Annotated in this window: 19 protein-coding genes; 15 read left to right on the forward strand and 4 right to left on the reverse strand. The window is 36.4% G+C overall.

What is annotated here, in order from left to right; all coding sequences use genetic code 11:
* The first annotated feature begins 15 nt into the window (after positions 1 to 15).
* From AADV52_RS09150 to AADV52_RS09180, 7 genes are all read left to right on the forward strand, one after another.
* Positions 16 to 654 carry an NAD(P)H-binding protein gene (locus AADV52_RS09150; RefSeq protein ID WP_014918100.1) on the forward strand — a complete coding sequence of 213 codons (639 nt, stop codon included), beginning with the start codon at positions 16 to 18 and terminating at the stop codon, positions 652 to 654.
* Between the two features lie 2 nt (positions 655 to 656).
* Positions 657 to 1,076, forward strand: a complete 420-nt coding sequence (locus tag AADV52_RS09155) for a hypothetical protein (RefSeq protein ID WP_014918101.1) — start codon at positions 657 to 659, stop codon at positions 1,074 to 1,076.
* Positions 1,077 to 1,282: 206 nt separating this feature from the next.
* Positions 1,283 to 2,269: a ribose-phosphate diphosphokinase gene (locus AADV52_RS09160; protein ID WP_014918102.1), complete on the forward strand. Its 987-nt coding sequence runs from the start codon at positions 1,283 to 1,285 to the stop codon at positions 2,267 to 2,269.
* A 149-nt stretch (positions 2,270 to 2,418) separates the two neighbouring features.
* Entirely contained in the window at positions 2,419 to 3,102 is a 684-nt protein-coding gene (locus tag AADV52_RS09165) for a TetR/AcrR family transcriptional regulator (protein WP_014918103.1), read from the forward strand.
* Positions 3,103 to 3,114: 12 nt separating this feature from the next.
* Positions 3,115 to 3,939, forward strand: a complete 825-nt coding sequence (locus AADV52_RS09170) for a hypothetical protein (protein WP_107775331.1) — start codon at positions 3,115 to 3,117, stop codon at positions 3,937 to 3,939.
* 126 nt (positions 3,940 to 4,065) lie between these two features.
* Entirely contained in the window at positions 4,066 to 5,550 is a 1,485-nt protein-coding gene (locus AADV52_RS09175) for an ABC transporter substrate-binding protein/permease (protein ID WP_014918104.1), read from the forward strand.
* The gene (locus AADV52_RS09180; protein WP_003625442.1) at positions 5,543 to 6,280 is read left to right on the forward strand and encodes an amino acid ABC transporter ATP-binding protein; all 738 of its coding nucleotides are present in this window, start codon (positions 5,543 to 5,545) and stop codon (positions 6,278 to 6,280) included. Before AADV52_RS09175 ends, AADV52_RS09180 begins: the two co-directional genes overlap by 8 nt.
* Before the next feature lie 36 nt (positions 6,281 to 6,316).
* Here AADV52_RS09180 and AADV52_RS09185 read toward each other — a convergent pair whose 3' ends face one another.
* The gene (locus tag AADV52_RS09185) at positions 6,317 to 7,552 is read right to left on the reverse strand and encodes a CAP domain-containing protein (protein ID WP_014918106.1); all 1,236 of its coding nucleotides are present in this window, start codon (positions 7,550 to 7,552) and stop codon (positions 6,317 to 6,319) included.
* A 154-nt stretch (positions 7,553 to 7,706) separates the two neighbouring features.
* Here AADV52_RS09185 and AADV52_RS09190 point away from each other — a divergent pair, with 154 nt between their 5' ends.
* The 6 genes from AADV52_RS09190 (at position 7,707) to AADV52_RS09215 (ending at position 12,660) form a co-directional block, all read left to right on the forward strand.
* On the forward strand, positions 7,707 to 8,789 hold the full coding sequence (locus AADV52_RS09190; protein WP_014918107.1) for a D-alanine--D-alanine ligase family protein: 1,083 nt from the start codon (positions 7,707 to 7,709) through the stop codon (positions 8,787 to 8,789).
* Positions 8,790 to 8,816: 27 nt separating this feature from the next.
* Positions 8,817 to 9,557 carry a MerR family transcriptional regulator gene (locus AADV52_RS09195; RefSeq protein ID WP_014562878.1) on the forward strand — a complete coding sequence of 247 codons (741 nt, stop codon included), beginning with the start codon at positions 8,817 to 8,819 and terminating at the stop codon, positions 9,555 to 9,557.
* A 104-nt stretch (positions 9,558 to 9,661) separates the two neighbouring features.
* Positions 9,662 to 10,795, forward strand: coding sequence for a YibE/F family protein (locus tag AADV52_RS09200; RefSeq protein ID WP_014918108.1), 1,134 nt, complete (start codon positions 9,662 to 9,664; stop codon positions 10,793 to 10,795).
* Positions 10,792 to 11,577 (forward strand): YibE/F family protein, encoded by a 786-nt coding sequence (locus tag AADV52_RS09205; protein ID WP_014918109.1) that lies wholly within the window; start codon positions 10,792 to 10,794, stop codon positions 11,575 to 11,577. The genes AADV52_RS09200 and AADV52_RS09205 overlap by 4 nt, the downstream gene beginning before the upstream one ends.
* Positions 11,549 to 12,370, forward strand: a complete 822-nt coding sequence (locus tag AADV52_RS09210; protein ID WP_014918110.1) for an alpha/beta hydrolase — start codon at positions 11,549 to 11,551, stop codon at positions 12,368 to 12,370. The genes AADV52_RS09205 and AADV52_RS09210 overlap by 29 nt, the downstream gene beginning before the upstream one ends.
* A gap of 74 nt (positions 12,371 to 12,444) precedes the next feature.
* Positions 12,445 to 12,660: a hypothetical protein gene (locus AADV52_RS09215; RefSeq protein WP_014918111.1), complete on the forward strand. Its 216-nt coding sequence runs from the start codon at positions 12,445 to 12,447 to the stop codon at positions 12,658 to 12,660.
* Positions 12,661 to 12,693: 33 nt separating this feature from the next.
* Here AADV52_RS09215 and AADV52_RS09220 read toward each other — a convergent pair whose 3' ends face one another.
* Both AADV52_RS09220 and AADV52_RS09225 read right to left on the reverse strand, forming a co-directional pair.
* Positions 12,694 to 15,711: a TIM-barrel domain-containing protein gene (locus AADV52_RS09220; RefSeq protein ID WP_014918112.1), complete on the reverse strand. Its 3,018-nt coding sequence runs from the start codon at positions 15,709 to 15,711 to the stop codon at positions 12,694 to 12,696.
* A 482-nt stretch (positions 15,712 to 16,193) separates the two neighbouring features.
* Positions 16,194 to 16,670 carry a nucleoside 2-deoxyribosyltransferase gene (locus AADV52_RS09225; protein WP_012211284.1) on the reverse strand — a complete coding sequence of 159 codons (477 nt, stop codon included), beginning with the start codon at positions 16,668 to 16,670 and terminating at the stop codon, positions 16,194 to 16,196.
* A gap of 115 nt (positions 16,671 to 16,785) precedes the next feature.
* Here AADV52_RS09225 and AADV52_RS09230 point away from each other — a divergent pair, with 115 nt between their 5' ends.
* The gene (locus tag AADV52_RS09230; protein ID WP_014918113.1) at positions 16,786 to 17,283 is read left to right on the forward strand and encodes a PTS sugar transporter subunit IIA; all 498 of its coding nucleotides are present in this window, start codon (positions 16,786 to 16,788) and stop codon (positions 17,281 to 17,283) included.
* Between the two features lie 19 nt (positions 17,284 to 17,302).
* Here the strand turns inward: AADV52_RS09230 and AADV52_RS09235 are convergent, their stop codons facing one another.
* Complete coding sequence (locus tag AADV52_RS09235; protein WP_014562885.1) at positions 17,303 to 18,106, reverse strand: tyrosine-protein phosphatase; 804 nt, start codon at positions 18,104 to 18,106, stop codon at positions 17,303 to 17,305.
* Positions 18,107 to 18,257: 151 nt separating this feature from the next.
* Here AADV52_RS09235 and AADV52_RS09240 point away from each other — a divergent pair, with 151 nt between their 5' ends.
* Positions 18,258 to 18,749 carry a universal stress protein gene (locus tag AADV52_RS09240; protein ID WP_014918114.1) on the forward strand — a complete coding sequence of 164 codons (492 nt, stop codon included), beginning with the start codon at positions 18,258 to 18,260 and terminating at the stop codon, positions 18,747 to 18,749.
* The last annotated feature ends 62 nt before the right edge of the window (positions 18,750 to 18,811 follow it).

Consider the following 18,811-nt stretch of genomic DNA (forward strand, 5'->3'; position numbering starts at 1 on the left):
AGAAGGAGAAAAATTATGGTTAAAGTTGTAGTACTTGGTGCTCACGGACAAGTAGCACAAATTGCTGAAAGATTTTTGTTTGCTGATAAAGATGTTGAAACTTCATTGTTTTTACGTAATGCTAAGCGCATGGAAGATAAAAAGAATCAAGCTACAATCTTTGAAGGCAGTGCAACTGATGCCGCACAACTTGAAAAAGCTATGAAGGGTCAAGATATTGTCTACGCTAACTTAGGTGGCAAGGATGATATTGATCTTGAAGCAGAAGCCGTTATTGAAGCAATGAAGAATGCTCACGTTAAGAGATTGATTTGGATTTCTACTTTGGGCATTTATGATGAAGTTCCTGGCAAGTTCGGTGAATGGAACAAAGAAACTTTAGGCGACTACATTACTGAATATGCTAAGGCTGCTAAGAAAATTGAAGAATCAGGTTTAGACTACACTATTATTCGTCCAACTTGGATGGATAATAAAGATGAAGTAGACTATGAAAAGTCTAAGAAGGGCGAACCAATCAAGGATACTGAAGTATCACGTAAGTCAGTCGCTGCATATGTTTACCATTTGATCAAGAATCCTAAGGAAGACGTTGGCGAATCAATTGGCTTAGGCAAGCCAGGTACAGAAGGAGACAAGCCTGGCTGGTATTAGAAATGTGGATCATTTTAGTAATTAACTTATTAGTGGCAATGGCAATCGCCTATTTTGGCCTTAAAGAAAGACAAGAAGATTTTAATTTATTTACTGCAGGTGCAGTTTTCATAGTATTTGAACTGATTTTAATTATAGGATTAGTTCCTGTGATGAATAACTTTGAAGAATTATCAGTATTGCAGTTTGTTGGCGGAATTTTAATTGCTATAGGCATCATTAGTTTAATTATTGGTTTTGTAACAAAAGCAGTCAGAACTGTCAGCTTACGGGATGTGGCCATTGCGATGGAAGTTGCCGTAGTTTGTTTGCTTTATTTAACGCATAATGCCGGCTTAAGCTTTATGAACTTAGTAGTACCAGAATTGGCAGCGATTGTCGGGCTGGTTTTGTTCATTGTTTCTAGACGACAAATGAATTAGATTTACGTTCAATTTGAAATGTAAAGAGGGACGCAAAAAATTGCGTCCTTTTTTGGACGAAAAAATCTAAATTTGCGCGCAAAAAGGGACGTAAATTCAAAGTGAAAATAGAATTTCTTAAATAAAGAACCTCCTCTTTTATTTATCAGAGAAGGTTTTTCGTATATAATGGGTCTGTATATGATTTTTATTCAGAAGAGGTAGCTATGAACAAGGAAGAACTCCATAAATTATTGCACCCAATGAAGGTGATCGGGTTAGGTGGTAACCCAGCATTAAACGAAATGATTGCTGCAATTTTGCGTCAACCATTAATTGAAACTGCAGTTCATCACTTCAGCGATGGTGAAATCCAAGTTAATATTGGTGAAACTGTCAGAGGTTGTGATGTCTTTGTAATTCAATCAATTCAAGATCCAGTTAACGAAAACTTCATGGAACTTGAAATTATCTTGGATGCATTGCACCGTGCGTCAGCTCATACCATTAACGTGGTAGTTCCATATTTAGCATATTCACGTTCAGATACTAAGACTAGTTCACGTGAACCAATTACCGCTAAACTTGTTGCTAACTTGCTTCAATTAACTGGTATGGATCGTTTAATCACAGTTGATTTGCATGCTTCACAAATTCAAGGTTTCTACAGTGTTCCAGTGGATCACTTGCACGCTATTCCACTTCTTGGTCAATACTTCTTAGATAATGGTATTGCTACTAAGGAAGATGATGATATCGTAGTTGTTTCACCTGATCACTCAGGTGCTAAGCTTGCACGTAACTTTGGTCAATACTTCAACGCTCCAATCGCTATTGTTGATCAACGTGGTGCTCGTTATGATACTGAAGTGCACGATATTATTGGGGATGTAAAAGACAAGAAGTGTATCATCGTTGATGATATAATTGATACTGGTTCTCGTATTTCATCATCAACTAAGTCAGTTATGGCAGCAGGTGCCAAGAAGGTTTATGTTGCTGCAACTCACGCACTTCTTTCTAAGAATGCAACTGAAGTACTTAATGAATTACCAATTGAACAAATTGTTGTAACTGATACTATCAAGCATAATCGTTACCCAGACAGAATGGTTCGTATTTCTGTAGATCAACTTCTTGCTCGTGGTATTGATTACGTTTATAATGATCGTTCAATTCACCAAATTTTTGATGAACAAAATCGTTTAAATTAAAAAATATAAATAGTTGATATATAATAATCCTCATCTGAATGAGGATTATTTTTATTTAAGATCGAGTTATAAAACTATTTATAAATAGCAATGATTGGTATAATTGATCTGTGTTGTATAGATAGAAAGAGAAAGATAGAGGAATAACCATGGCACGACGGAAAAATATGAAAAGACGGAGAGTTATTCTTGGCAATACTTTTCATTTAATCAGAGAAAATGGAATGGATAATGTTTCTTTGCAAATGATTGCAGAAAAATCAAGCATTTCAAAGTCCCTGCTGCAGTCATATTATCCTCATAAAGCCAAGTTGACTAATGACATCATTCGTAATCTTTTTAACACTTTAGGACAACAAGTAAATAATTACGATATGGCTAATAGCAATGCTCCATATGCACGAACTAAGGCTTTTATTTATACTATTGCCATTTTGGGGATGCATGATGAGGGCTTGGACCGAATTATTTCAGAAGCTTTTGTCAGCAACGCAACCCTAGATAACTGGGGCGTAATGCTTAATGATTGGATCAATGTCAATCACTTATTTGATGATGTTGATGTTGACGAAGACGAGCTTGAAACGGGTATTGCATTTGTAACTAGTGGTATTGGACGACTTTATCATGATCGTAAGAAGTACCACTTATCCGCAGAAACTCTTGCAGATTATGCTACAAGTGCATTGATGTTTAGTTTCTTGCATTGCTCTTCTCGTGAAATTGATCAAGCTCTAAAAGAGGGACATGAGATCATCGAATCAGCTGATATGGAAGTTGTTCACCGTGCAATTGATACGATGTTTGATGAAGGTAAAGAAATTTTCAGCTAAAGGGGAATTGTTATGGTTGAAGGCAGAAGAGCCGATTTGCGACGAATGGGGCAAGAACAAGCCAGCCAGTATAAGCGCATGATGGCTTTTGTGATCTTTTTGGCTGCGGCTTTAACATTGATAACGGCTACTTTTCTAAATCCTATTTTTATGAAAAAACAGATTAGAACTAGTTATAATCAAGCCGTTGTTGTACGCCAAGTTAATAAAAATTTTGATGTTTTGGCAGATGTAATTGATGCTCGCGACGAAGATGATTCAAACTTACTTGCTCAGGCACAAACCCAGCCAATTGCCGACCATATAATTGATTATACGTTAGGCATTCACTGGTTTAAGGTTAATAATCTGGGACTTGCTCAACGGATTTTAACGGATATTAATCAAGGGATTGATAAGGGCTCTTCAAGTGGAGCACAAGTAATCAATAATAAATTAAAAAAACAGGATGCTAATGCACCGTATGCAATTGTTAAGGCATTTGATTTAAATATCGTTACATTAGGTGCCAATATTGCTAGTTTATTGCTCATTGTTAATGTAATCATTGTAATTGTGACTATTATTACTCTGATTTCATTAATTAATGACATGAGATCTAAAGCTTCTACAAGAATGCTTATTCATAATGCGACCGCGGCAGGAATGTGGGCTGGTTTTTGGTTGATCCTAATTTCAGGATTATTAGCACTAGTTCCCGTAATTTTTGATGTTGATAACATTGAATTTGGTTCAATTCTTGAAATCGGCAGTAGCGTCTTCTTAGAATATGTCATTGTTGGAGCAATTATTTACGTTATTTGTGCTATTCCTTGGCAAGCTACTTCAACTAAATAAGTTTAGAAACCGTAATCATGCGACCACGATTGCGGTTTTTCTTGCATAATGACGAATTTTCTGTATATAATTAAAAAATAATTAATAAATTTTAGGTATATTTAACGAGGAAAATAGGCGAATTTTATGAAAAAAGCAAAGATTGTTAATTTGTTTCTTGCTTTCATTACAATAATTTCGACCCTTTTTTTGTTTAATCAACCAGTCTCTGCTGCAGATAAAAAGGTAGCCAGTGACTCCGTAATGAAGAAGATTAAACAGTCGAAAGAATTAGTAGTGGGCACATCTGCAGACTACCCGCCACTTGAATTTACCACTAGTGTAAATGGCAATACCAAGTATGTTGGGGTAGATATTGAACTAGCTAAAGATATTGCAAAGGATTTACATGCTAAGCTTGTAATTAAAAATATGAGTTTTGACTCTCTTTTAGTTGCACTTGAAACAGGCAAGGTTGACATGGTTATTTCTGCCATGACACCTAACCCTGAAAGAAAAAAGAGCGTAGACTTTTCACAGATTTATTACAAGCCAAGTGGTGAATATTTCTTAATTAATAAGCGTGACCAAACTAAGTATAAGAAAATTAAGGATTTTGCTGGTCAAACCGTTGGTGCTCAAACTGGTAGTATTCAATATCAATTGATTCAGTCGCAAATGAAAAAATCTAAGGCTAAGGGTTTAGGTAAGATCAACAACTTAGTTTTGGCTTTGAAGTCTGGCAAGATGTCTGGTGTAGTAATGGAAGAATTAACTGCCAAGGCATATGCTAAAAATGATAATAGCTTAATGGCTGTTAGAAGTGATTTGCGCGAAGAGCAAGCAGGGAATGCGGTAGCTATTGCTAAGGGACAACCAGGCTTAGTAAAGGCGGTTAATAAGACAATTAGCCGCGTTGAAAAAGACGACTTGATCAACAAGAAGTATTTGCCTGAATCCGCTAAATACATGAAGACAGCGCAAAATACTAATACAATGGCGAAATACGCTCCATATTTTGTTAAGGGGATAGAATACACCATTATTATCACTGTCTTCTCTGTTTTAATTGGTATCGTATTAGGGATGCTTCTAGCATTAATGCGTTTGTCTAAGAACAAGTTGTTACACTGGATTGCGGTTTGCTACATTGAATTTATCCGTGGTACGCCGCAAATGGTCCAAATTTTGTTTGTTTACTTTGGCGTTGGGGCCCTTATTTCAAACTTATCTGCATTAGTAGCAGGTATTATTGCGATTGGACTTAATTCAGGTGCTTATGTTGCTGAAGATATTAGATCAGGAATTGCTTCAGTTGCTAAGGGACAAACAGAAGCTGCTAGATCTCTTGGTTTGAGTCAAGCTAAGGCATACCGTTACGTAATTATTCCACAAGCATTGAAGAATATTTGGCCAGCTTTAGGTAACGAATTTATCACTTTGCTTAAAGATAGTTCATTAGTTTCAGTGATTGGGGTAACTGAATTGATGTACCAAACTGAACTTATTCAAACTTCAACTTACCGTGGCGTATTGCCATTATTCATTGCGATGATTATTTACTTCATCATGACCTTTACTTTGACTAGATTGCTTAACTATTTCGAAAGACGGATGAAACACAATGACTAAAATGATTGATATTCAACATCTAAAAAAGACTTTTGGTGAAAATGAAGTATTAAAAGATATTTCAGCCACCGTAAATAAAGGACAGGTAATTTGTATTATTGGACCTTCTGGTTCTGGTAAAAGTACTTTTTTGCGCTGTCTAAACGTGTTGGAACATCCTACAGCTGGAAAAATTGTTTTTGATGGCACAGATTTAGCTAGCTTAAAAGATGGCAAAGAATTAGATCAATTACGAGAAAAAATGGGAATGGTTTTCCAGAACTTCAACCTTTTCCCTAATATGAATGTAATTGAAAATGTAAAGCTTGCACCAATGAAAGTTAAAGGCGTTAGTGAAAAAGAAGCTGAGCAAAAAGGCTTAGAGCTTTTAGAAAAAGTAGGCTTGGCTGATCGTGCTAAACAATTCCCAGCTAGCCTATCAGGTGGTCAACAGCAGCGTGTGGCCATTGCCAGAGCTTTAGCGATGGATCCTGAAGTAATGCTGTTTGATGAACCTACTAGTGCCTTAGATCCAGAAATGGTGGGGGAAGTTTTAAAGACAATGCAAGATTTGGCTAATTCAGGGATGACAATGGTAATCGTAACCCATGAAATGGGCTTTGCTCGTGAAGTAGCCGATGAAATCTGGTTTATGGCAGATGGCTATTTGCAAGAAAAAGGAACTCCTGAAGAGGTATTTGAACATCCAACTAGTGATCGTGCTAAAGATTTCTTATCAAAAGTTTTGTAAACAAAAATCCAAGCGTTTTGCTTGGATTTTTTCATTTCATTCTGTGATGATGAGATTTTTCAATGCGTACTGTCTTATAAAAAAATTTTGATTCCATCCATCTTCGGCTAAAGTATTAAGCAGATTGTTGGATTGGTTTGGAAGAATTGCAGCCTTAGGCATAATAACAGCACGCAGAATTTTATTTTGCTTTAGTAAAGGTGACTGCACTTCCGTTTTATTGCTTAAAGTGGTAGCAGATTGATTGGCTACTGGAGCAGTAGTGTAGTTGGTGGTATCGTTAGTACCATCTTGTTTGAACAGTTTAAAGGTATATTTATAAACGCCCTTAATATTTATTTCGTATTCATGTCCAGCTACAAGTTGCGTATTTGCTGGAGAATAAGTAATAATCGTTTTGAAATTGCCATAGCCACTAGAACTATAATTATTGACGTGAGTGGCACTGGTTGTGATCCCTGTATCTAAATCCTTGATTGATATTTCTGGCTTGGAGTTAACTGTTTTGTCAGATAAGTAAAGTGACCAAACAGTTTTGTTCCCAGTAGCCAATTCTACAGGGAATAAACGCATGCTAGGGTAGGCCACTACAGGTTGGCTAGCTGCTCGAAACATATCATTGGTGTTCAGTACTTTTTGAACAGAATAGCGGTAGCCATTTTTGCCGTATGCTGCTCCAATTCCAGTAGTAGTCAACCGAGTGGAAAGAAGCCAAGCACGGTGTCCTGTATCTGATCCGGTTAAGTTATAGCGGTCAGTTACAAGGTCCGTGATAACGTCACCAGCTGATTGATGCGAAACGTTGAAATTCAAATTGGAAGTTTCAGAAGTATCTTTAGCTAGTTTCCAAGTGCCTTTTGAAATATAACTAGGTCTTTTCTCACTGGGAAGACCATGCTGATTAATAAACGGATTGGCATTAATTGCTGCCATCACTGCTGCAGTTTTTTGAGCATTATTGTTAAAAGTAGTAGTTGCAGTTACATTGGGTAAACCGAACAAAGAACGATAATAATTAATGTAATCGACTTGTGTTTGAATATATTTTGGATTTAAAGCTCCTGCATTGAAATTCTTCTTTAAATGTGGCTTTTTGGCGTAAATGTTTTTGATACTATAGCGGGTTTTATTGAGATTGCCGTATTCTTTTTGAAAACTGTGTACTTCGTTAATCTCTTGAGTAGTAAAAGTTGCACCCTTTGCAGTTTGACCAATAAATGGCACACATAAAATCGCTGCAATTGTAGTGATAGAGATTTTCCGTAGAAGCATATTTTTAACTCCCTTCTAGGATCTTTTAGTCTATTTAACTAATTATAAACTATTGTGAAAAGGCTTTAGTGAAAAATATTCTATAATTTTAAGTTTTTCTGGTATTCTTTGCGTATAATAAATGTTTGGTAACATTTAAAAGAGGTATAAAACAATGACTAAAAAAACACAAGTTGGATTGATTTTTGGTGGTAACTCATCAGAATATGAAGTATCAATTGTTTCAGGTCGTAATATTTATAAAGCAATCGATAAAGAAAAATTTGATGTACACCCAATTTGGATTACTAATGAAGGCTACTTTGCAAATGAAGAAGAAAGTTTCAAGGTTTTAGAAGATCCTTCATACCAAGTAAAGAACCCACACAAGGTTCACAATATTTCTAATTTAATTGAATTAGAAAACTTACCAGAAATTGATGTCTTTTTCCCTATTGTTCACGGTAACTTGGGTGAAGACGGCGTTTTACAAGGTTTATTCCGTTTGATGAATAAGCCATTCGTTGGTGATGACATCTTGGCTGCTGCCGTAACCATGGACAAAGAATTTACCAAGATTTTAGCTCAAAGAGTTGGCGTTCCTGTTGCTGACTGGATCGCAATTAAACGTTTTGAATACGATGACAAAAATAATGATAAACTTGATTATGAAAAAGTTGCTGAAAAACTTGGCCGTGACATGTTTGTTAAGCCATCTAACCAAGGTTCATCAGTTGGTGTTAGCCATGTAACTAACGCTGATGAATATGCAGCAGCATTAAAAGAAGCATTTAAGTACGATGACAAGGTATTAGTTGAAAAAACTGTTCCTGGTACTGAAGTAGAAACTGCCGTACTTGGTAACGACAAGCCAATTGTAGCAGGTGTGGGACAAATCACCAATGCAAAAGGCTCATTCTACAGCTATAAGAACAAATACGATGACAATTCAACTTCTAAGTTACAAATCCCTGCAGATTTGCCACAAGAAATTATTGACACCGTAAGAAGAAATGCTCGTAAAGTTTATGAAGTTACCGAATGTAGTGGTATGGCTAGAATTGACTCTATGCTTACTCCAGGTGGTAAAGTAGTATTGACTGAAGTTAATGCTCTTCCAGGCTTTACTAATATCAGTATGTATCCTAAGTTGTTTGAAGAAGCAGGTGTTCCTTACACTGAGTTAATTACTCGTTTGATTGAAGTAGGAATGGAACGTTTTGACCATAAGAAGACTTTGCTTCATAAGCACGATTAATACCGAATTTTATAGAGGTAGATTTTAATGACTACTAATAAGCATGATTTTGAAGAACTCGCTGCACCTAAGGCAGCTGCAAAAGAATTAGGAATAAGTGTTGCCACATTAAGAAAATATTCTTTAATCGTGGAAAAAGTAACGGGCAATTCAAACTATTTTGCCCGGACTAAGCAGAAGGCACGTTTATATCATCAAAAGGATATTGACGATTTGAAGGCTTTCCATCACTTGTCTAAGAATAGTGGCTTGACTTTGCAAGAGGCGGCTCGTCAAATTTATGCTGTTAGTGAAAAGGGCGAAGAACCTAAGGTCAAGGAACCTGTGCACTATACTGCTAATGATGTGATGGATACGCAACAAGTAGTTAAGCTTTTGAATACCTTGCAAAAGACTATTTCAAATCAAAATGAAGCGATCAGTTCTTTGCAAAAACAATTGAATGTCATTCAAAAGCAGAATGAAGATTTGATTGAAGCACAAAAGCAACTTGCTGCACCAAAAGATAATAGCGATAAAATCGCTGCTTTACCTGATATTTCTGGCGTTGTTGCTGATGACGATGAAAAACCAAAAGATGCTGCAGAAAAACGCGAAGAAGTAAAAGAAGACATGCATAAGAGTCAAGAAGAGATGCATGACGAAATTATTTCTAAAGCAAAAGAAAATGCTAAAAAACGGGCAACTGCAAATGTTCATCGTACCTTAGAGGATATGCAGCTTCCAGAAACTAAGGAACATTGGTGGCAAAAAATCTTTAAGTTTTAAGAAAGATTTAAGCAAAAAAGTAAAGAATTAAAAGGTAGCCTAACATAGGGCTGCCTTTTGTTTTACAGTAATAACTGTGAAAAAGAAATAGGGAGTTGTTACCGTTGAATTTTAAATGGAAAAAGCGCTACACAGCGGCAGTTATTGCTGCAATCGTTGGCGCTATTGTGACAGTGTTAACGTATTTTGCAACTGATATTTATCAAAAAGATGAGGTTGCACTTATTACGGACAGTCAGATTAAAGATACTTTGATTGAAAAGAATGAGGATGTTTATAAGAATCAGGATCAAACGAGAGAACAGATTCTACATTTAAAAGTATTATCTGGTAAACATAAGGGTGAAAAATATACAACTAATAATATATATTATTCTTCACAGTTAACAACGCAGAAATATCGTGCTGGTCAACGTATTTTTGTCAATATTAAAAAAGGCGATCCGGCTATTGTTAACCCTAAACGTGATTGGGTATTAGTGATGGTAGTTACGATTACGGTAGCGTTAATGATCGCCGTATCGGGGATGCATACGATTGCGTTAGTAGTCTCTATGGCAATCAGTTGGGCACTGTTTTATTTAGTCATTGTTTGGGATGTTCACCTAAATGGGGCACACATTATTTTGCTCTTCGGTTTAGCTGATATTGTTTTATCCTTCTTCAGTTTATTGATTGTTCAAGGCTTTAATAAAAAAATGCTGGCAACTTGGTTAGCTACAGTTTTAGGTATTTTTGTTTCCTTTGCTTTATGCTACGTAATTATGCATGTGACCGGCGAATCAGAAATGAAATATGAAACAGGAGACTATGCAACGCAAGATCCACGTGGCTTGTTCCTAGCTCAAACATTAATCGGAATACTGGGAGCCGTTATGGATGAGGCAACCGATATTATTTCTAGTTTATATGAATTGATTCAAACTAAGAAAGATATTACTATTCGTCAATTAGTACACAGTGGTCGAACCATGGGACAAGAAATCATGGGACCATTGATTAATGTGTTAGTTTTAATTTTTATTGCAGGCGCATTGCCTGAAACAATTTTGTATTTGCGAGATAATAATACATTGGGCTCAGCATTTGGCTTCACCTTATCGCTTGGAGCAACGCAAAGTGTAATTTCGGCGATCGGAATTGTATTAACAGTCGTCTTTGCGACAGGCTGTAGTTTGCTTTTTGTTAAAGATAAAGACTGGAAGAGTTTATTTAGAAAAGAAGGTGAGAATAAATGAGTACGTTAATGGCATTAATTGTTGTTTTGGCTATTTTAATGACAATTGTTGGCGGAGAAACAGGAATTCGTAGTTTCTTTAGTGTCTTGATTAATACCATATTGTTAATTTTGGTAGCGATGCTAATTTCTTGGGGAATTAATATTGCAATTTTAATTTTGATTTTTATTCCATTAAAGCTAGTCACGATTATTTTCTTAGGTACGCATGATTATACAGTTGCCAAAAACTCGTTTTATTCTGCCTTCTTGATTTGTTTGATTGTGAGTGCATTTATTTGGGGATGCCAATATTTTGCTCAAGCTGCAGGCCTTGGCCCAGAAGCTGGAGAATTATTAGTTGGTCTTTCTCAGATGCCAGGACTAGATTACCCAATGATTGCAGTTGCAGTCGCAATTTTCTCAACGTTGGGTGCAATTGCGGAAGCAGCGGTTGCAATGAGTTCAGGCTTATTAGAAATTAAAAAGCATAATCCAAATATCAGTGAAGAAGAATTAATGAGCAGTGGTAACGCTATTGGTACTGACGTGTTAGGTACTGCGATGAACACAATTCTATTCGGAATGTTTGGTAGCTTTTTAGCTCTGTTTTTATGGTATTTCCGTTTGCACTATACGATCGGTGAAGTCCTTAATGAAAAACTTTTTGTTAATGAAGCCTTAATTATCATGTATTCTTTAATAGGGGTTATTTTAACAGTGCCTCTGTCATCCTTTATGTTGTCTAGAGGGATGAGTAAGAAGGGACTAAAAAATGAAAGTAGAAAATCTGACCATAACTAATTTTAATAAGCGTGAATTTAAGATCCATACTTATGTGCTGGATCAAAATCCAGAATTAGTGGAACAAAAACGCCCTTTAGCAATTGTGGTTCCAGGTGGTAGTTTTAATCATTTGTCTAAAAGAGAAGGCGAACCAGTAGCACTCGCTTTTAATAATCAAGGCTTTAATAGTGTGGTTATGGAATATAACTTAGTTCAAGATCCAGGCAAGATCTATCCGGATGCTGGTCTTGATGTACTTACTACGGTTAAATATTTTAGAGATCATGCAGATGAGTATCATTTGGATCCTAATCGCATTTTGACGATTGGCTTTTCCGCTGGTGGTCACGTAGTTAGTTCGGCTAATAACATGGCTTTGAGCAGTGATTATCAGAGTAAATATGGTTTTAATAAAGATGATGTATTGCCTAATAAGACGATTCTAGGTTATCCATTGATCGATATTAAGAAAATTGGTTTTCCAATTCCAGATGATCAAAAGGATAAGATGCCAGTAGAACCGGAATTATTAGATAGTGCATTAGGTGTTACACGTGAAACACCGGATACATTTATTTTTCAGGCTTGGGATGATCCAATTGTCTTGATTGGCAATTCAATTGAATACATTGGTGCTTTGAATAAGAATAATGTAAAAACTGAAGCACACTTATTCAATCATGGCTATCATGGCTTTTCTTTAGCACGTCATAATGTGAAATCTAAGGGACGTGAATGGCAGGAAAATCCACATGCGGCTCATTGGTTTAACTTGGCGATGGAATGGCTGAGAAGCGAATGGGGTGAGTAAAAGAGCATTGCGTCATCGGCTTTAGTTTGTGCTAGAATTGGTACTTAATAAATGAAATTAAGGCTGTTGAAACTATGCATGATATCTATCATGTTATTTTGAAGAATCGTAAAATCGATCGTTTGATTATGCCATTTGAAGCATTGTATTGCGTGTGGCTGATTATTACTTTGATCTTGAATTTTAAATTATTTGCATATTCAATCGATGCGCAATTTGTGTTAATTACGTTGTTTTACTTTAGTGGTTGGATATCATCATTGGTTAAAAAACATAAAATGAAGCAGTAAAAAAGAGTTCTCATCATGAGAACTCTTTTTTGCTTAATCATTATTCTTTTTTTCTTTATAGAAGATAACTTCTTCAGCAGCAACAATCGGACCAGATGATTTGTAAACCCTGATTCTCATTGCCTTAGCTTCGACGCCTCTCAAACCAACGACCTTATTCTTGCTATCAGACTTCCAAGTAAGTCGTTCGCCGTATGGCTTAAAGTTAGTGCCATCAACAGAAGTTTCGACGCTGACTTCAACAGGATCACCTTGATGGTCAATCTTTCTTGGTACCCAAATCATTCTGCTTAAGTGTTCCAATTGATTAAACTTGAAGGTTAATTCAAGTGGTTGATCTTCACTGACGCCATTAACAGTTTCCCATTCACTAGCTAGTTTAAGATCAGTCAAATACTTCAAAGGATGATCTTTTTGACTAGTCATATTGCTAGTAGTGTGAATATCTCTGATGGCGAAGTTCATTGGATCTGGTTTAGTAATTGCACCAAATGGATCTGACCATTCAGAGACCTTGTTTTTGGCAACATAACGCAAACGCATGCTATAGCGAGTATTAGGTGCTAATCCGTGGAATGTGAATGAGCTGCCATCGATACCATCATGCCAAATGCCGTTAACTTCAATTTGAACTTGATCAGTTAATTGTGGCCAAACTACTGTTAATGAATGTGAGCTGATCTTTTCTGGATCAACTGTTGGCTGCTTAGGTGAGCGCAATAATGAATCAGTAATTGCGTGTACTAAGGTTTCATTACCGTACTTAAAGTTGCGGATAACAATTTCAATTTTAGAATCGGTAATGTCACGTTTAGCTAACTTAATTTGCAAAGCAGTTTGCTTCTTTTCTTGATATTGATCAAATTCAGGCATCCAGCTGTAATTTGTATTGAAGAAGAATCCTTCCTTAGCATGTGCGAAGGTATCAACTGTACCATATTCCTGCATGTCAATGATCTGATCATTAATCTTAACAGTCAAGCCATCAGGATAGCCATCACACATAATATTCAAGTTAGTGGTGCTCTCTGTTTGGAAGGTATTGAAATCGCCTTGAGTTGGATCAATCGTAATCTTAAGTTTGCTTGCCTCAAGTTCACTAGTAATTTGTGTAGCAACATGGTTTCTTGAATAATCGTTATAGCCATTATCGTCATAGGTAACCATCTTGCTGCGGCCTTGTGGGTAAAGGACATAGTTGCGTTCACCCAAGTCGAAAATAGAGCCGCCGCGAACAAAGACTGGCAAGTGCCAAGATGGGTATGACAACTTATTGTAAACTCGACCACCTAAGTATTTCTTGCCATCGAATAAATCAACCCACATTGTACGGTGATTTGGCAAATAAAGATTATCTTTTCTAGAATTGCCATTGCCGTCTTCTCGACCATTAACAATTGGTGAAATGAGCAAGTTAGGCCCAAGCATAAATTCATGGCTAACTTGTGGGGTGTAGTTGACTTGTTCATGTGGAAATTCTAGGAATAATGGCCGCATGATTGGTTCACCGACTTGAGCACGGTAGATCAGCGTGTACATATAAGTTTGCAATTGTTCACGTAATTGCAGGTATGCACGATTGATTTGCGTCATCTTGTTGTTATAAGCAAATGGCGTCTTGCTAAATTTACCTTGATCATCAAGATTGAAGAGCAGTGGAGTGAAGGTTTTCCATTCAAAGTCACGAATGCTGATTTGAGCATTGCCACCACCAGCGGTTCCATCTACAGCACTACCGATTAAAGGTTGACCAGATAGACTAGCACCTAAAAAGCCAGCAACTTGAGTTGGAATATTTTCCCAATTGCCGCCAATATCGCCGAAAGCGAGCATCGTTCTACTTTGGCTGCCAGCAATTCCAGTATTTGAAAAGATGAGCGGTCTTTTAAGTTTTAGATTATCACGTAAAATCAAGGCATCGTTTTTCAAAATCTTAGGATCACTAGTATTGGTTTGAATAAAAGTGGTATCTGGGGTTGTCTTTGGTGTTTGGTTCTCACTCCAAAGACCAGCATTAACGTCTTTACTTGCAGCGTAATCACTGAAGCTAGTCATTGCTTCCGCATTGAAATCTTGTACCTGGTAGTTAGGAACGATCCAGCTTAGCTTGAAATGCTCTTTTTGATAACGATCGACCATCGCACGAGCGGAGAATTGGTATTCTTCTTCACCATTTAATGAAGCCTTGCCGTTGGCATCTTCAGGATTAGTAGTCCTAGTGTAATAGTTGCCATCTTCGAACATGGTTGCATTACGTTCTTTAGCTTCTCCTGGCTGCCACATTGTAGTTAAGAAGTTGCCGACATGGCCCAAACCTAAAGCGTATTTAGGCGGCATCAATGGTTTACCTGTTAGAAGATAATACTTAGCCAAAATATCCTTAGGTGAATTGCCTAATAGGTAAAATGTATCGAACAACTTGCTATTGTGAGTTAAGATTGCGGCATCTTGATTGGTTTTGCCAAAATCATAGCTCCCAGTGGTGTCAGTATTTCTTAATTCACCAAAGCCAGAGTTAGCCCAGAAAAATGGTACTTGAGTTAATACTCCGCCTTTGCCTGTAATATGGTCGCGTTCAATTTGAATAATTTTGCCTTTATGACTAAAGTAGCCATTTTGCATCCCGCCACCGAAATAAAATTCATTTTTGTGTTGTTTTAAAATTTCGGTAGTTTGATTGCTGCTTAGTTCAATTGGACTAAGCTGAGACAAACGACTACGATGCAAAGTCTCGTCAAAAATAGTCATGACTGCAGGCTTTTGTTGAAAAATTAATTGATAGTTGCTGGTTTGAATGATTAAAGAATCGCTAGTAGCCTTTGCTTTAGATTTTTCAAAGTAACTATTATTAAATTGAGACAGGTCAACGAAAGAAGAATGATTTTCGTCGAATTCCTTAGCTGGGTCAAGGAAATAGCGGAATATTCCGTCAGCTAAAATATAAAGACGAGCAACTTCTCCGGTAGAATAGTGAAGTTCATAGTAATGATCACGTTTATTCGCACCGATGAGTTGACCTAATTGATGTCTTTCTATTTGATTTTGTGTCATATTGCTTTCTTCCTAATAAAACTTGTTACCATATATTATAGCGAAAAAATCTTAACTTTTTGTGCAATTATGCTAAAAGGATAGTAGTCAAAGAAAAATTAATCTTTTATTTGAATGTAAGCGCTTTTACTTTTGGGAGAAATGTGCTATATTATGAGTGTAAAGAAATTAAGAAATAATATTAAAAAAGAAAAGGTGAGGCCAATGACATAGTTAGTGTAGTTAGTCAGATATAAAGAAAGGCTTGTGATACCAATGGGCATTGAAAGCTAAGTAACAACTTAGTAGTAAGATAATATACCAAGTGATATATGATTTACATAAGTGACTCGGACTTCCATATGAAGTGGGTATAGAATAATAATTTTTTTGGAAAATCACTTGGAGTATATTTATTAAGAAAGATTTTATACATGACAGATAATATTAAAAAATGACCTATCGCAATTTTTAAGCGATAGGTCATTTAGTTTGCTTATTTTTTAATATACAGCTCCGTCGTAGAAGTTGTAGCGAGGCTTGTTAAAGTCGAAGTCTTTTAATTCACTGATTTTGATGGCATTGTCACAAACGCCCCAGCTCATTAAGTTGATTGGCTTGCCGTAATCTTCATCTGGGATAACCAATAAAATATATTTTCCTTGAGATAATGCGTAGCCCAGTTCCATGCCTAAGCCGACGTCTTCTTCTTCTGGCAAATATACGCCAAGCATGACATCAGAAGTCTTAATTCCTACTAAATCATTGTGGTAGGTTGCAGAAGCCCATTCAATGTCGTGCAAGTATTCTGGATGTTCATCAATGCGAATACCCTTGTATTGGTTTTCAAGGGGCACATAACTATTTTCTAAATCAACTGTTGGATTTTCTTTTAAAGCTGCCATTGCTTCTTTGTAAGCTTTGTTTTGCTTTTCATTAAACCAACCGGCACCAAAATATAAAGTCTTTTTCTTGTTCATAATTTTCTCCCCATAAAAATTGCTGACGAATTAACTTTAACATCTTTTCGATTGAAAAAAACGTCTTGTTAACTTACGCTAAAAATAGTAATTCCATAATGGAAGGTAAAATTCAATGACTAATACTAAAAATTTTTTTGCCCCAGATGCAGTTTTTGTAACAGATCAAATTAAGCAAGATTTGGTTTTAAAAGAAGTTTATGACAAGCTACTTGAACGAGGCTATGTAAAAGGTAATTTCTTATCACATATTGTTGAGCGTGAACATAATTTTCCTACAGGCTTGGATACGAAGACACTAGGTCAAAACATTCCTAATATTGCAGTTCCGCACACAGAAGGCGAGTTTGTTAATACTCGTTTAATTGTGCCTGTTGCTCTTAAAAATCCGGTTCTTTTTCATAATATGATTAAGCCTAAGCAAACATTAGAAGTGAAGTTTTTGTTCATGCTTTTAGATAATGATCCTGATGGGCAGGCTAAGTTGTTAGCTAGCGTGATGGATTTTTTGGCCGATACTCCAGCTAATGAATTGCGAGAGGTATTTAATTTTACCGATCTGCAAGCTATCTATGCATTTTTTAAACAAAAATTCATGAAAAAAGAAGACTAGAATTTCTAGCCTTCTTTTTTTAGTCTTCAAGATAAATTTCACGCAATTTCATAATGTCTGCGCTAGAGAGCTTCATCACGTCACGTAAGTAGTTATTGATGCCGCCGTATTCGTCATTCAATACCTTAATTGCATGATCAAGATATTCTGGACGAACGCTTTGAATATCTCGAATTGATTGAAGAACGTTTTCGTTGCGACCGTTTTGACGAGCGTGTTCAACCATGCTGTCAACGAAGTCCTTAGTAGTGATGTTAGTTAAAAGGTAGTCTTTTTTGATAGTGCTGAACGGCACGCCTAAAGCACTTAAGACTAGCATTGCACCAAAGCCGGTTCTATCTTTGCCTGCAGTACAGTGGAAAATGACGCTTTTGTTTTCGCCATCGTTTTTAAGCAATACTTCAAAGAGCTTGCGATAAGCGTTTTGAGCAGATTCGCTTTCGATCATGTCTTCGTAAGCATAATGCATGTGATCAAAGCCGAAGTCGGCATCATTAGCGGCTTGTTTATTCAAATCATTTAGACTCTTGGATGAATTGGTTAAGTCTTCGCTAAAGACAGGATCGTAAATATATTCCACACCATCTGGAACACGGTCAGGTTGATTATCTACTTCTTCTTTACTTCTGAAGTCAACGTCGTATTTTACGCCATAATCAGTTAAAAATTGCTTGTCAAATGGTGATAGATCAGCCAAATTACCGGTTCTAAGCAATTTATGCATCTTGATTTTCTTGCCAGATAAAGTTTCATAACCTCCAAGTTCACGGAAGTTGCGGCCACTGGTTACGCCGATTAATTGATTAGTTAATTTTTTGGTCAAAAAAATACACCTTTCTGTAATTAAATCTTGTCATGCATATTATTTTAGCAACAAATATGAACCTAAACAATTATTTAGAAAAGTAATAGCTTACAAAATTATGTTAAAATAGACATTAAGAATAAAACAATCGGATAGGAGATGAATAGAAGTGGCAAAAGATAAAGAAAGTATTTTAGTTCCAGTTGATGGTTCGGAATCAGCAGAAAGAGCTTTTGATAAAGCTGTTCGAGTTGGTTTGTGTGATGGTGCTCACGTTGATGTATTGAACGTTATCGATACTCGTCAATTTATGGGTGAAATGCAAGACACTTTGATTTCTGGCGATACTATTTACCAAATGACTCAAGACTCTGAAGAATATTTGAAGAGTTTAAAGAAATGGGCTCATGATAACTTTAACTTTGATGATGTAGATTACCACATTCGTTATGGTAGTCCTAAGCGCATCATTTCTTATGACTTCATCAAAGACCACCACAGTGACTTGATTGTTATGGGTGCAACAGGTCTTAATGCGGTTGAAAGAATGTTAATGGGTTCAGTTACTGAATACGTTAACCAACACGCCTTAGCTGATGTTTTGATTGTTAAGACTGATATGGCTAATAACCCGGTTAAACCAACAATGAAGAAGAACTAATTAAATAGTGGTAATAGCTAGATGAGTATAAATTCATCTAGCTATTTTTATAAAAAACTTTA

The organism is Lactobacillus helveticus (genome assembly GCF_046109915.1).
Lineage (GTDB): Bacteria > Bacillota > Bacilli > Lactobacillales > Lactobacillaceae > Lactobacillus > Lactobacillus helveticus.

Bases quoted from the DNA above. Each gene is read 5' to 3' on its own strand.
- AADV52_RS09150 (WP_014918100.1), top strand. From the start codon at position 16: ATGGTTAAAGTTGTAGTACTTGGTGCTCACGGACAAGTAGCACAAATT.
- AADV52_RS09155 (WP_014918101.1), top strand. From the start codon at position 657: ATGTGGATCATTTTAGTAATTAACTTATTAGTGGCAATGGCAATCGCC.
- AADV52_RS09160 (WP_014918102.1), top strand. From the start codon at position 1,283: ATGAACAAGGAAGAACTCCATAAATTATTGCACCCAATGAAGGTGATC.
- AADV52_RS09165 (WP_014918103.1), top strand. From the start codon at position 2,419: ATGGCACGACGGAAAAATATGAAAAGACGGAGAGTTATTCTTGGCAAT.
- AADV52_RS09170 (WP_107775331.1), top strand. From the start codon at position 3,115: ATGGTTGAAGGCAGAAGAGCCGATTTGCGACGAATGGGGCAAGAACAA.
- AADV52_RS09175 (WP_014918104.1), top strand. From the start codon at position 4,066: ATGAAAAAAGCAAAGATTGTTAATTTGTTTCTTGCTTTCATTACAATA.
- AADV52_RS09180 (WP_003625442.1), top strand. From the start codon at position 5,543: ATGACTAAAATGATTGATATTCAACATCTAAAAAAGACTTTTGGTGAA.
- AADV52_RS09185 (WP_014918106.1), bottom strand. From the start codon at position 7,552: ATGCTTCTACGGAAAATCTCTATCACTACAATTGCAGCGATTTTATGT.
- AADV52_RS09190 (WP_014918107.1), top strand. From the start codon at position 7,707: ATGACTAAAAAAACACAAGTTGGATTGATTTTTGGTGGTAACTCATCA.
- AADV52_RS09195 (WP_014562878.1), top strand. From the start codon at position 8,817: ATGACTACTAATAAGCATGATTTTGAAGAACTCGCTGCACCTAAGGCA.
- AADV52_RS09205 (WP_014918109.1), top strand. From the start codon at position 10,792: ATGAGTACGTTAATGGCATTAATTGTTGTTTTGGCTATTTTAATGACA.
- AADV52_RS09210 (WP_014918110.1), top strand. From the start codon at position 11,549: ATGAAAGTAGAAAATCTGACCATAACTAATTTTAATAAGCGTGAATTT.
- AADV52_RS09215 (WP_014918111.1), top strand. From the start codon at position 12,445: ATGCATGATATCTATCATGTTATTTTGAAGAATCGTAAAATCGATCGT.
- AADV52_RS09220 (WP_014918112.1), bottom strand. From the start codon at position 15,711: ATGACACAAAATCAAATAGAAAGACATCAATTAGGTCAACTCATCGGT.
- AADV52_RS09225 (WP_012211284.1), bottom strand. From the start codon at position 16,670: ATGAACAAGAAAAAGACTTTATATTTTGGTGCCGGTTGGTTTAATGAA.
- AADV52_RS09230 (WP_014918113.1), top strand. From the start codon at position 16,786: ATGACTAATACTAAAAATTTTTTTGCCCCAGATGCAGTTTTTGTAACA.